At 47.8% G+C, this 14018-nt stretch carries 12 protein-coding genes; 11 read left to right on the forward strand and 1 reads right to left on the reverse strand.

The window, feature by feature from the left end:
• Positions 1-187 precede the first annotated feature (187 nt).
• Positions 188-520, reverse strand: coding sequence for an STAS domain-containing protein (locus ACO6V1_RS04820; RefSeq protein WP_209199922.1), 333 nt, complete (start codon positions 518-520; stop codon positions 188-190).
• Positions 521-858: 338 nt separating this feature from the next.
• Between ACO6V1_RS04820 and ACO6V1_RS04825 the strand changes: the two genes are divergently transcribed.
• From ACO6V1_RS04825 to ACO6V1_RS04875, 11 genes are all read left to right on the forward strand, one after another.
• Positions 859-2955, forward strand: coding sequence for a putative bifunctional diguanylate cyclase/phosphodiesterase (locus ACO6V1_RS04825; RefSeq protein ID WP_422449469.1), 2097 nt, complete (start codon positions 859-861; stop codon positions 2953-2955).
• Positions 2948-4051: a glycosyltransferase family 4 protein gene (locus ACO6V1_RS04830; protein ID WP_422449471.1), complete on the forward strand. Its 1104-nt coding sequence runs from the start codon at positions 2948-2950 to the stop codon at positions 4049-4051. Before ACO6V1_RS04825 ends, ACO6V1_RS04830 begins: the two co-directional genes overlap by 8 nt.
• Positions 4052-4056: 5 nt before the next feature.
• Positions 4057-5487 carry a lipopolysaccharide biosynthesis protein gene (locus ACO6V1_RS04835; RefSeq protein ID WP_422466030.1) on the forward strand — a complete coding sequence of 477 codons (1431 nt, stop codon included), beginning with the start codon at positions 4057-4059 and terminating at the stop codon, positions 5485-5487.
• Between the two features lie 12 nt (positions 5488-5499).
• Complete coding sequence (locus ACO6V1_RS04840; protein ID WP_422466032.1) at positions 5500-6996, forward strand: O-antigen ligase family protein; 1497 nt, start codon at positions 5500-5502, stop codon at positions 6994-6996.
• Entirely contained in the window at positions 6959-7684 is a 726-nt protein-coding gene (locus tag ACO6V1_RS04845; RefSeq protein WP_422466034.1) for an acyltransferase, read from the forward strand. Before ACO6V1_RS04840 ends, ACO6V1_RS04845 begins: the two co-directional genes overlap by 38 nt.
• The gene (locus tag ACO6V1_RS04850; RefSeq protein ID WP_422466036.1) at positions 7677-8807 is read left to right on the forward strand and encodes a glycosyltransferase; all 1131 of its coding nucleotides are present in this window, start codon (positions 7677-7679) and stop codon (positions 8805-8807) included. Before ACO6V1_RS04845 ends, ACO6V1_RS04850 begins: the two co-directional genes overlap by 8 nt.
• Before the next feature lie 229 nt (positions 8808-9036).
• Entirely contained in the window at positions 9037-9549 is a 513-nt protein-coding gene (locus ACO6V1_RS04855; RefSeq protein WP_422460887.1) for a hypothetical protein, read from the forward strand.
• On the forward strand, positions 9539-11044 hold the full coding sequence (locus ACO6V1_RS04860; RefSeq protein ID WP_422449483.1) for a GumC family protein: 1506 nt from the start codon (positions 9539-9541) through the stop codon (positions 11042-11044). Before ACO6V1_RS04855 ends, ACO6V1_RS04860 begins: the two co-directional genes overlap by 11 nt.
• Positions 11041-12135, forward strand: coding sequence for a glycosyltransferase (locus ACO6V1_RS04865; RefSeq protein ID WP_422449485.1), 1095 nt, complete (start codon positions 11041-11043; stop codon positions 12133-12135). The genes ACO6V1_RS04860 and ACO6V1_RS04865 overlap by 4 nt, the downstream gene beginning before the upstream one ends.
• Complete coding sequence (locus ACO6V1_RS04870) at positions 12132-13328, forward strand: glycosyltransferase family 2 protein (protein WP_422449487.1); 1197 nt, start codon at positions 12132-12134, stop codon at positions 13326-13328. Before ACO6V1_RS04865 ends, ACO6V1_RS04870 begins: the two co-directional genes overlap by 4 nt.
• A gap of 31 nt (positions 13329-13359) precedes the next feature.
• Positions 13360-14001 carry a sugar transferase gene (locus ACO6V1_RS04875; RefSeq protein ID WP_269673307.1) on the forward strand — a complete coding sequence of 214 codons (642 nt, stop codon included), beginning with the start codon at positions 13360-13362 and terminating at the stop codon, positions 13999-14001.
• Positions 14002-14018: the final 17 nt, after the last annotated feature.

Genomic DNA, 14018 nt, shown 5'->3' on the forward strand with positions numbered 1-14018 from the left:
CTTAATCACATGAGACCGGTTAATATCCCTGATATTGCGTTTTTCATCAACTGTAAGGCTAAAATCACGGTCAGCATGAAATGGCCATAGAAATGAGCATGAGGAGAGTAAAGGAAATAAAAAACAAACAAACAGATACCCGGCAGATTTACCACCCGATATCAAAATAGAAAAAAATAAAAATAATTTATTTTTTCGACAGATACTCTTCAATACTCTCATATTGCTTGATCGTCTGGTTAATCCTGAGCATTGTCAATAACTCGTCAGGCTTTCCATTAACACCAAGCAATCCAAGATTTCTGCTCTCAGTCTTTAGACGCTTATAAAGAAAAACCAGCGCACCGATGCCTGAAGAATCAAGTTCATTAACAGAACTCATATCAACAAGGACATCTCCTGCACACTCTTTAATTAAATGATCAAAGTGACCTCTAACCTCATTCACTGTCTCTGCATTGAATTTGTTATGCAATTCAATAATATCACAGCTGCTGGCTTGATAAGTCGCGTAATCCATTACCTGTTACTCCCAACTTCAATACTTCTTATTATTTACCTGATAAAAGTAAAACATAATTTTACACAACACACATTCAATTAGATTAGACAAAAGAACAGAGATGCATTCTGTAAAAGTCATATTTTAAAGAAAAGAGCAAAAGATCATGAAATAGTCTCGGGAATTAAAAAATAATTAAAATTTCATTTTTTTATAAAACACAAATCTGAGCAAACCCTATAGTTAATTCGTAAGGCTGTAAAAAATACCAACCAGACAACACGCCTTAATGCATTCAGACATGAAGCTGTATCCAAATAACTCTGAATCGATGGCTAATTATTAAAGTTATTTTTATGGATACCCAGAAGGGCGTGCATTCTGCAGAACACTTATCCATCAAACTGCTTAAAGCGGTCCTTCTCTGTGCCTGCACATTAGGCATATTACTAAGCCTTGTGCAGGTGTTTCTGGATGCTCACCTGTCCAGCGCTGATATTGATCGAAAAGCCCGGGAATTGCTGGCAATGATTCATGATCCCGCCAGCAAGGCGGTTGATCGTCTGGATACCGATATGGGACAAGAAGTGCTCAATGGTCTGCTGGAAATGAAGTCGGTGCAGGTGGCAGCAATACGACTGGATGATACGGCAAATCTGGCCAAGGTAGAGAGGCCCATTTTTGCTTCCCGGTACCGCCTCCTTTCTGACTATATTTTTGACTCCATCCGTACCTACCGTCAGCCACTTGAATCAGGGAAAGAACACTTTGGGGAATTGATTCTCTCCATTGATACGGCCTACGAAGGTAAGGCGTTTATTCAAAGATCCGTCGTTGTGGTATTTGCCGGGATAATCAGGGCCATAGCAATGGCTCTGTTGATGTACCTGATCTGCTCAACGTTGCTGACTCGCCCCATGAATCGTTTGATTCGCCATTTATCAAGTATCGATCCTGAAGCACCGGGACAACAGCAGCTGCCTGTGCCTGAAGGTAATGAAAATAATGAGTTAGGTCTCTGGGTCAGAACGGCCAATAAACTGTTAACATCCATTAACTACCATCAAAGTCTGCGTCAAAAAGCAGAAGCCCGTATCATGCGGCTGTCCCAATATGACTACCTGACCAGACTACCAAATCGCCGCACCCTGCAGAACCAGATCAATACCTTTATCCAAAAGGCCACTAACAAGCATGAGAACATCGCTATTCTCTGCCTCGGACTGGATGACTTTAAATCCCTCAATGCCCAAGTCAACTTCAATGCCGCCGAACATATTCTGGTAAAAGTCTCGGATCGCCTTAGAAACTGCATCGGCAATAAAGCCTATATTGGTCGATTAGGTGAAGATCAGTTTGCCATTATCCAATCAAAGATCGAACAGCCCTACGAGGCTGCTGAGATGGCCCAGTCTCTGATCAGGCAGCTTGACAGACCGTTCGAGATTAACAATGAGCAGCTGACCATCAGTGCTACTGTCGGAATAACGCTCTTTCCTGATGATGGTGAGGATGTCGACACCCTCCTGCAGCAGGCTGAATTTGCCATGATCATGGCCAAGTCCAGAAGCCACAACCGCTACCAGTTCTATGTAGCCACGATTGATACCGAAATCCGCCAGCGCAAGCGGTTGGAAATGGACCTCCACCAGGCCCTTGAAAACCACGAACTCAGCCTGGCGTTCCAGCCACAGTTTAACTATCAAAAAGGCGAGCTGGTGGGTGCCGAGGCCTTGCTGCGCTGGAATCACCCGGAGAAAGGGGTGATCTCACCGGATATGTTCATTCCCATGGCAGAACACAGTCTTGATATTATTCCTATTGGTAACTGGGTTCTGGAGAATGCCTGCCAACAGTTAAACAAGTGGCACCTTGACGGTCATCAAAACCTGCGTCTGGCCGTCAACCTCTCGGCCATTCAGCTGCAGGATCAGAATATTGCTGATCGAATCGCTTTTTTACTGAATAAATACCAGATTCCCCCTGAAACCCTGGAGCTTGAGGTGACAGAAACCTCCATTATTGATGACCTGGAAGCATCGAAAGCCCAGCTCCAGAATATGAAAAACATTGGGGTAACACTGGCACTTGATGACTTTGGAACAGGTTACTCCTCGCTGGGTTACCTTAAACAGTTTCCCTTCGACAAAATCAAAATTGATAAATCCTTTGTCGAAGATCTTCCTGATAACCGCGAAAACTGTGGCATCGTTGAAGCGATTGTTCAGATTGGCAAGAGCTTCGGCCTGAAAGTTCTGGCTGAGGGTGTAGAGACTGTTGAACAGGAAACCTACCTGGCTAACAAAGGCTGTCAGGAAGGACAAGGCTATTACTACGGAAAGCCACTGTCCGCCCACGACTTTATCAGCCTCATATCAAGTCAGCGTGCCTTGTCGGGTAATACGCAGGTAGAGGGCGGAGATTATGAAACGCCGGGAGACAATAATGACTGATCATCCCATTGTCATACTCCTGGACTCCCGACAGGCAGGTGGTATCGAGACCCATGTTTACCAACTTGGCAAAGCGCTGAAAAACAGTGGCTGGCCTGCAGAAATCTGGTTTTACCAGCAATATCAGGCTGAACACCCTCTTGAACAGGCCTTAACAGACTCGGCCCTCCGTTTTCGCTACCTCAGCGGCAAGTTGCCCGGGTTGATCTCAGCACTCAAAAACACACAGCCTCTGTTACTTCACACCCATGGGTACAAAGCCGGTATTGTTGGCCGCCTGGCTTCGGTAGTCACAAGGACGCCTGTTGTTTCCACCTTTCATAATGGTGATCCGGGTGAAGGTATGGTCCGGCTATATTCACTGCTTGATCAGCTGAGCAGCCCCATATCTGAAAATATTGCCGTCAGTGATGAGATTGCCAGAAGATGGATCAGTGCTCCCCATCGGATTGATAACTTTGTGGAGGTTCCGGAACATTATCCCCCCTCGGGAACAGCCATCGCCTTTGTTGGCCGGTTGAGTCACGAGAAAGGTCCTGACTTGTTTCTGCAACTGGCCAAGCACCAGCCACATCTCCCCTTCCGGCTCTATGGCAGTGGCCCAATGGAAGAAATGCTGCAAAAGCAGCAGGTCAATAACGTCATGTTCATGGGACAGGTTCAATCCATGGAAGCCCATTGGCGCGATATTGGCCTGTTGTGTATCACCTCCCGCTTTGAAGGGTTGCCCCTGGTGGCGCTTGAAGCCATGGCTCATGGTGTGCCTGTCCTCAGCTTTCCATTGGGCGGACTTCCGGACCTTATTGTGCAGGGCTTCAATGGCTGGACGTCTCCGATTGGCGACCTTAATGCAATGAGCAATTTACTGCTGTTCTGGGACTCACTGCCAGAGGCCGTAAAGTGGCAAATCAGAGAAGCCTGTATTGCGACAGTGATCAATAACTATTCAAGTCAGGCAATCCTGCCAAAGATTCTTGATGTCTACCAGCAAGCCGTGCAGGCAAAAGGGTACGATTGGCCCAATAACCTCATCAAAGAGTCCCCTGCCCATGGCCTGGCTAATAAGAAACAGGATCGCTCTCAAACGGTTGGATAAACTCAATGGAACTTGGACAGAATGTTATCAAAGGATTGAAAGTTGGCGCGATCCTGCGCCTTGTGGCCCAGATTTTCACCTGGCTCAATACACTGATTCTGATCCGCCTGCTGACACCTGATGATTACGGCCTTATGGCCATGACCATGGCTTTTATCGGTATCTTTGCACTGATGGGAGACTTTGGTATTGGCAAAGCGATCATTCAGGCAGAAGAACTCACCACAGACCGGCTCCGGCAGGCATGCACGATTAACATTGTTTCCTGTCTGGTTTTTTTCAGCGTTTTCTTTTCCATCGCCCCGGTTATTGCCAGCTTCTTTGATGAACCAAGAGTGACCGTTCTGGTCCGGGCAGTCGCCTGCCAGCACCTTATTATGATCTTTCATACCCTCCCTTATGCCATGGCAAGCCGCAGGATGCTGTTCAAAGAGCGGGAAAAAGTCCAGTTTTATACGGCCCTGATGACCAGCCTTGTCACCATCGCCATGGCTGCCTCCGGTTGCGGCGTATGGTCACTGATTCTGGGGCATCTGTTCATGCGTCTGGCTCTGACCATTGGCTATAACCTAATAGCCCCCTGCTGGGTCCGGCCTGCATTGAGTTTCAGGGGTTTTGCCAAAATGGCAGGATTCAGTGGCATCGCCACCGTTAATGATGTGTTGCGTTATTTCGTCAATGTCTTTGGCAACATCAGCATTGGCCGCCTGCTCAGCAAAGCCGATCTGGGGGTGTTCTCTGTTGCCAGGAATCTGGCCAATCTTCCCAGCGACAAGATCGGCGAACTTCTCAACCACCTTGGGCTTTCATCATTTGCCAAGCTGCAGAATGAACGTAATGTTGCCGGGCAATATCTGCATAAATCCGTTCAGCTTGCCAGTCTGGTACTTTTCCCCATGTATCTCGGTATGTGCGCCATATCGCCTGAATTAATCACTCTGGTCCTCTCTGATAAATGGGCTGCGGCAATTGTACCGTTTCAAATTCTCTGCCTGACCAGCCCATTCCGAATGCTGTCGGAAATGCTGGCTACCGGTATAACGGCCATTGGTGAACCGAAAAAAAATAGCCATACTTTACTGTTAACTATTTTGACCCTGCCAATTTTTTTCGTTGGTATCCAATATGGTGTTGAAGGAGCATGTTGGGCCTGGTTAAGCATTAACCTGATCAGTTTCGCTGTTCACCTGAAACTCATGCTGCCAGCATTCGAGCTGAAATCGTCGTCTTTCCTGCACGCTCTTTTACCCAGCTTTTGCAGCGCCATGATTATGCTGGGAGGGTTACTCCTGCTTAGGGATAATTTGACCGGCCAGGTACATGAGGCAGCTCAACTATTTCTGATGATTCTGGCTGGAGTGCTCCTGTTTTCAGCCACTCAGCTGCTGTTCTTTCGTCGCCCGCTCTTTACCACCCTCAAGTACTTAAGGCACTAGGGTGTTTTAAAGATGCGGCTACCCAACCTTGAACGGCTGTTTGTTAATCGCTACCAGACAGCAACCGTCACCGTTTACTGCGCTCTTGCAGCACTGCCAAGCCTGATCTTTCCACACCCTATAGCCCTGCTCCCGCTGGCAGTGATCCCGCTGGGGTTGATATTTATTCTTAAAAAACCCTTTGTGGTCTGTTTGATTTTTATCATGTTCTCATTTTTCCGGCTCCATGAGGTTTTTCCTCAGCTGGACCCCATCAAGATCCCGCTGTTAACCGCACTTGGGTCCTATTTTGTGCTGGCCTGGCACATTATCCTGACCAAGAAAGTTCAGGTTTACTGGCGTCATGAACACACCATTTTTGCCCGCTTTTTTGGCTGGGTGGTCATTGGTATCGCATTTTCCAGCTATCCCCCCACCGCTTTTGGCAGCTTCACCAGTGTTTATATGAAAATCGGCATCATGGTATTGGCCATCTCGTGGTTGATGACCGAGCACTGGCACTTCAAGCTGGCGCACTTTCTGATCATCTGTTCTGGTCTGGCTGTGGGCGGTGTCACACTGTATAACAACGCCAACGGTATCGGTATGGTCGAGGAAACCCGTGTCACCATTCCGGGTACCAGTCTGGGTGACCCCAACGACCTCTCTCTGGTTCTCAGCTTTCCCATGAGCTATGCCGTGGCCCTCGCTACCACCAAAGGCACCGGCAAGATCAGAACGCTGCTTGGCCTGATTGGTATTGTCATCTTTGTGTCATCTATCATTGCGACGCAAAGCCGCGGCGGCTTACTGGCGACGGTTGCCGTGTTTGGTATCTTTGGTCTTCGCATCATCAAATCAAAATTGCTGCTCATCAGTATTGGCAGCTTTAGCCTGATGATTCTGGTGGCCGCTGCGGGCATCAGCGACCGTAAATCCGGAGGTGCCGCAGAGGAGGGCGTTGATGCATCAGCGATGGGCCGTATCCACGCCTGGGAAGCAGCTTTTAACATGGCCCTCAGAAACCCGATGACCGGCGTTGGTCTATCTCTCTTCCTGGATAATTACTGGGATTACGCAACCCACAGTCGGGCGGAGGGTCAGGCCCACGTTACCCACAGCACCTGGTTTCAGGTCATGTCAGAATCCGGCTTTGTTGGCTTTGGCCTGTTCGGTTTTATGATTTTCACCATTTTCATGTCGATACGCAGCTCCCTGACACGCCTGGATAGAAATAAAGGGTCACCGGAGTACGATCCCCATATGACCGCTATCGCCGTAGGAACCTATGCAGGACTGGTTGGTTTCTGTGTTTCCGGATCTTTTCTGAGTCAGGGCTTTCTCTGGCCAGTCTACATCATTACATCGATCAGTATTGCCATTGCCAACTTTATGGACAATCACTATCCGGCCGAAGAAGAAAACTCAGAGACAGAAAAAGCGTCTATAGTTAATGGATTAGCGGACACCATACACGGCAAGGGTTTGCCACATGCTAAACAGCCTGAAAGCCCGAATAAAAAACAGTGACTCTGTCGCAGGAAGGGCTCTATTCTCTTTTTTGAAATCCATTCGCAGCATTGAAATGCCAGTAATCAGGCCTGCTCATGGCTTAATGTATCAATCGCATAAAATGATTACCGGGGCTTTCAGTAGTCTGATGCGTATTTTCTACTGGACACCGCTGTTCAAATCTCAACTTGCCAATGTCCCGGGGAAGCTCTATCTCTACTCAGGCATGCCGCTGCTACTGGGGCCATTAACCATCACCATGGGTGACCATTGTCGGCTGTCCGGCCACACCACCATCAGTGGCAGAGCTTCAGGCAATAAAAAGCCGGAACTGAAAATAGGTAACAATGTCGGTATCAGTTGGCAAAATGAAATTTTTGTCGGTGACCGGATTGAAATTGGCGATAACGTTCGGTTCGCGGTTAAAGTCAGGCTGGTTGGGTATCCCGGGCATCCTGTTGACCCGGCCGCCAGGGCACAGGGAAAACCGGATACGGATGATCAGGTAGGCAGTATTATTATTCAGGATGATGTATGGCTGGCGGCTGGCGTTACAGTTATGGGGGGCGTAACCATCGGAGCGGGAACCATTGTTGCCACTGGCAGCGTTGTCACCAGGGATTTGCCTCCCGGTGTTCTTGCCGGGGGGATCCCAGCCAGGGTCATCAAATCACTGAACTTGCCATCGGAGCGTGACAATGGCTGATCTCATTGTATTTGGCGAAGACTGGGGAGGCTTGCCTTCCAGTACCCAGCACCTGATCAGCCATTTAATGAAAAGGCACCGGGTCATCTGGGTAAACTCCATTGGCATGAGGTCGCCGCAGTTTTCGTTAAGGGATATAAAAAGAGTCTGGCAAAAAATGTTGGCCATGCTTAAGCGTAATAGTGAACCTGCGCAAACACCCTCAGAGCAAATCCCCCCCATTATCATCAATCCCAAGGTTCTTCCTTTTCACCGCTCCAAACGGGTTCGTCTACTGAACAAACGACTTTTACTGAAAGACATTAACAGGGCAATAGAGCAGGAAGGATTTGATCAGGTTATTCTCTGGCTCTCACTGCCCACTGCCGTCGATATGGTGGGTAGCCTGAATGAACGGGCTTCTATCTACTACTGTGGTGATGATTTTGAAGGCCTTGATGGCGTTGATCATACCATGGTCAAACCATTAGAACAGGAGCTGGCTGAAAAGGTTGACCTGATTCTTGTGGTCAGCAAAACACTGGCCAGGAAGTTTACTCATCCCAACACCATTATTCTGCCGCACGGTGTTGATTACCCGCTGTTTTCATCACCGGCAGCCAGGCCCCATGATCTTCCGGAAAACGGGCCTATTGCCGGTTTCTACGGCAGTATTTCTGCCTGGCTGGAGACAGATATACTGGCCCAGTCCGCCATTGCCCTGCCCAGCTGGCAATTTGTTTTTATTGGCGATATCAAAACTGATGTTTCATCTCTTCAGGCTCTGCCAAATGTACACTTTCTGGGAGCCAGGCCCCATCATCAGCTGCCCTCCTATATTCAGCACTGGAATGTCGCCATGCTGCCCTTTCGCAACAACAAACAGATAGCGGCCTGTAATCCCCTGAAGTTGAGAGAATATCTTGCCTCGGGTACTCCCATCGCTGCCACTTCTTTTCCTGCGGTTCGAGAGTATGAGAATCTTCTGGCCATTCAGTCACCTAAAGAACCCTTTTCCAGAGTCATTTTGAGGGCCAATGATCTGCGGGAGGAGAAAGCCAGCAGGCAGAACAGGGTCTCAACCGAATCATGGCAGCACAGAGCCACGCAGTTGGAAGCACTGATCAACCACTTATCACGTTAAAAACACACTGCTCATTAAATTAATTCCCTGTTAAAACAGCAGCTACAATTAATAATAATGAAGCATAAATGCTTGTATTTATTATTAGAAAGTGTCATGAAAGCTAACACTATTACCAATCAGGAAAATCAACTACTCACTGAAGGACAAAAAACTGTCAATCAATGACAATTTGCCACTGAGCCAGTTGACTGAAGAGTAATATGAGGCTGATAACAGGGAAGTCACCGTGATTAAGCGATATGAATCCCGCATCCTTGCGGTACTGATGTTTTTCAGTATGTCACTCCTTTACGGATGCAAATCACAACTGAATGTTCAGGCCCTGATGGAAAATGAGCAAACAAGATCAACACAGCAGATTGCCGATGTTATCGCGCGAATGAATGAAAAAGAAAACGCATTACCTTTTTCCAAAAACAGGTATCGTCGTCAGTTGTCTATTAATTTCACTCAAAAGGAATTAGAGGTTAATAATCAACATAAACAGGTTATTGATCTCTTTTTTAACTCATTACCCGAAAGCCAGCATCTCAACATCATTATTTCCGTAGCTCCCTCTTCTGCCGGGCAACCCTTCCAAACACTGAATGACTCCTGGGCAAGGCTACAGAGTCTGAAAGATATACTGGAGCAATACAGCGAAAAAATAGAGCTGGTTTACCAACCTGAACTGGATCTTGATTCAGCCACTATTCATGCGGTGGGCAATGATATTTCCGGAGGTAAGGGTGTCCAGTGAAATCCTGAGAAACCTCTTCCGACTTCTCAGCGCAGCCTGGCGGCGCCGTTACACTATTTGTGTGCCTATTTTGATCATGCCGGTGATTGGTTTTTTTGCCAGCTTCATGGCCCCCAAATTTTATGAAGCACACACCACCATACTGCTTCAGAATACCACTGAGTTAAATCCCATTCTGGAAGACTTCACCATATCCACAAACCTGGAAGAACGGCAATTAGCACTGAAAATACTCCTTAAGAGTCGCAAGGTATTAAAGGGTGTTGCCAGAGCTGTTGGGTTTATCGACTATAAATCTTCTGAAGAGCAAATAGATGAGGCCATTGATGAACTATCACGTTCACTGTCCATCGTCTTCGGCGGTGACCTGGTCAAAATCTATTATCGAAGTCAAAACAAAACCGATATTAAAGAACTGCTGACCAAAGTGACTGAACACTTCCTTACTCTGGTTCAGGCACCACAAAAATCCTGGCAAGTTGCCTCAACCCAGTTTCTAAAGGATCAGGTAGATCGTCGACACAAGGAGCTTTCTGAGGCAGAGCTGGAACTATCTGATTACAAGGCAAGGTTCGCATTGGAGCTTCCGGAACTCCATAAAGCAAACGTAACCAGACTGGCCGAACTCCGCCAGCTGTTAATGGAAAAAGAGACTGAACTGGTCGGTGCCAAAGCGGCAATGGAAGAGTTCAATGGTAACCTGGCTCAAACCAACCCCGTTATCGGTAAACTTGAAGAACGAATTATTAACACCCGCACCACTCTGAGTATGCTTCGCTCACGTTATACAGAGAGGCACAGCAAAGTTCAGACCCTGGTCAGAGAACTCGATAGATTGCAGGCTGAACGCCAGAGAATGATTGCAGAAAGCAGTCAGTTAAAAACGGAAGATGTTCAACGTCTCTGGAACCTGGCGTCATCAACCCCCTCCGTTTCAATGGATAACACCCAGGGAGGACAAACCACCATACTGGCCTCTCAGCTGCAGGCGGTTCAGGAAGCCAAGGCCAAAGTGAACAGCCTGCAGAACGAAGTGAAAAATATTAAAGATCAAACCGACCAGCTCCAGAGTAAAGTGCAGCAGTTTGCTGATGTAGAGCGGACTCTCGTTGAACTGCAACGTGATTTTGGTATTAAACAGAGACTTTATGATGATTTTCTGAACCGTTATGTCATGGCAAAAGTGACGGAAGACCTGAGCTCTTATCAGGAATCAGAACAGGTTAAAATCATCGACGAGCCCTTCACTCCCAGCAGTCCTAATGCGCTGCCGGCGTCGTTATTTATTGTTGCAGGTATCTTTGCCGGTCTGGGTATCGGTACTGGTCTGGCGGCGATTTCAGAAATATCGGATACCACCTTACGACTTCAGGACAGTATTGAACGCATTGCAGGTGTTCCTGTTCTGGCCAGGATACCATCAATGCCCACAGCACCAACGCTGGTTTACGATCCGGAAAAAGACTGGTTCGACGAGGGGGAGGTATCATCATGACAGCGCCTCTCGTTATAGCACAGATAGTCCAGCACCTTGCCCCGGGCGGTATCGAGACAATGGCTTTAGACATACAGCGAAAAGCCAGAAACCCGGAACATGTTCATATTATCAGTCTTGAAGGAACGCAATCTGAAGCCGTTGAACATTGGCCAAGACTTCAGGGCATGGAAAGGGTTCACTTTCTGGCCAAGCCTCCCGGATTGAGTCTCACGACGGTGACCAGGCTCGCACAACTTTTACGACAACTTAATATTGATGTGGTTCATACCCACCATGTAGGCCCGCTTATCTATGGTGGCATCGCCGCTAAACTGGCCGGATGTGGCCATGTGCATACTGAGCACGATGCCTGGCATCTTAACCAGCAAACACGACGCTGGCTGGTAGCGGCCTGCTTCCACCTGCTTAAACCGACCGTTGCCGCAGATGCAGAACTGGTTGCCGCCAGCATTCGACAGCATATTCCGCTCTTTACACCAGCCGTGGTTCTTAATGGAATTGATACCGATAAATTCCAGCCAGCAGACCAAACCGCAGCCAGAAATAGACTGAATCTCCCCCAGGATGCCGCCATTATTGGTTGTGCGGCACGCTTTACCGAGGTTAAAAGCCATGACCTTTTGATTCATGCCTTTTCCAGACTACCCGACAGTGCACACCTCGCCCTTGCCGGGGGAGGCGAACTTGAACATGAACTCAGAGAGCTAACCAGGCGGCTTAACCTGGAGCAACGGGTACACTTTCTGGGGGTCATTGATGATATGCCCGGCTTTTACCACGCTATTGATATTTTCTGTCTTGCCTCAAAAAAAGAAGGCCTGCCACTCTCGCCGCTGGAAGCCCAGGCTTGCCAGAGAGTGGTTGTCTTGACCGATGTGGGTGGCTGTCGTGAAGCGGTTGATCCACAGAGCGGTATCCTGATCAAGGCTGAAAGTGCACAGGCATTGGAAAACGCCCTCAAAATACAGCTCAGTTCAGGCATCAATAAAGAAAAACAGGCGTCGGCACGCAGCTTTGTGGTTAACCATTGCAACCTGGAGAGAATGATCAGTCAATACGATGACCTGTATTGCGGGAGGCCACTATGATAGAGTGGCTGGCCTTGATTACCTTCTTCATGGCAGGCGTGGTCGTTGTATATCACCATGTTGGTTATCCCATCGCTCTGAAATTGATGACACAGGGACTGGAAAACACACGGCCCAACTTTTATCAACGACACCACCACATCACGCCTCTTGATCACATGCTGCCAAGCATCAGTCTGATCATGCCCGCCTATAATGAAGCAGGCACTATTCAGGAAAAACTCAGAAACCTCGCTGCCCTTGATTACCCGGACTATAAACTGAAAGTGATTCTGGTATGCGATGGCTGTACGGATGGTACAGCCCAGCTGGCAAAGGAGACACTGGCCGAGCCTGAATGCAACCATCTGAACTTATCCGTAGTAGAGAAGCCTGAAAACAGTGGAAAAGTCGCTGTTTTGAATGAAGCCATCAGCCTCTCCCGTTGCAGCGTGGTTGCCCTCTCCGATGTATCATCACTGTTATCAAACGATAGTCTTTTAATCGTTGCGGCTCACTTAAGCAATGAAAACACCGGGGTCATTTGCGGTAGCTACCACTTTTTAAAATCACTCAGTGTTGGTGAGCAGGCTTACTGGCAGTACCAGCGAAGCATTAAAACAAGAGAAAGCTCTCTGGGTGCAACCCTGGGGGTGCATGGTGCATTTTATGCCTTTCGCCGTGAGCTGTTTGACCTGATCCCCGCAGACACGATCAATGATGATTTCACCCTTCCGGTACAAATAACCATGAAGGGCTACCAATGTCTTTATGACCCGAGAATCATCGCCATGGAGCTGGAGCAGGCGTGCAATGAGATGGATTTCCAGCGAAGAAAGCGAATTGCTGCCGGCAATATTCAACAAGCCATTCGTCACGCTGGCTTATTACATCCCAAGTTTGGAAAGATCGCCTTCAACTTTTTTTCCGGTAAGTTTCTGCGCCCATTCATGCCGCTGTTCCTGTTTATGGTACTGGCATCTTCAGCATTACTAGCTCTATCCTACCCTGTTTTTCAGATTATTCTGGCCATTCAGCTGGGCATTTACAGTATCACTGTCTTTTATATTTTCCGTCGATCACAACCAGATCATAAGAAATTGAGAGTGCTTTTTTACCTGGTATCCGGGCACCTGGCCATGGCTATCGGTTTGATTAACTATCTTTCAGGCCAAACCAAAGGCCAATGGAAAAGAGTAACGACTGAAACATAAGGATTTAAACACGTACTTAAGGAGTGTACCCATGAAAGAGTCAACCTACGTCCATCCTCTCGCCTCAATGTGCAAACGATTAATGGATATTCTTATCGCCCTGGCCGGGCTGGCAATCACCCTGCCACTGTTTCCCTTTATCGCGCTGGCCATTCGCCTTGATAGCCCAGGACCGATTATTTATCAGCAGATGCGTATTGGCTATCAGAAGGAAAACTATATTCGCTTATTTATGATGAAAAAATTCAGGACCATGCGCAATGATGCCGAGTCAGGAACAGGCCCTGTCTGGGCTCAAAAAAATGACCCGAGAATTACCAAAGTGGGTAACTTCCTGAGAAAAACCCGTCTTGATGAATTGCCACAACTCTGGAATGTGCTGGTCGGTGATATGGCCATTGTTGGCCCAAGACCTGAACGACCAGGGATGTACAATAAGCTGGAAACGAACATTCCATTTTATAGCGAACGAACGTTTGATGTTGTTCCCGGTATTACCGGTCTAGCCCAGGTCAACATGGGTTATGATGAAACATTGAATGATGTGAGAAATAAAGTTGCCTATGACCACGCCTACGCCTTGGCTTTGAGCAGCCCATGGGAATGGCTGAAAATGGATATTTACGTCATGTTCAAAACCATTTTTGTCATGGTAACCGGCAGGGGGCAGTAGAGCGGTAAGTAGTTGGC

Source organism: Endozoicomonas sp. ALC013 (assembly GCF_049310205.1).
Lineage (GTDB): Bacteria > Pseudomonadota > Gammaproteobacteria > Pseudomonadales > Endozoicomonadaceae > Endozoicomonas.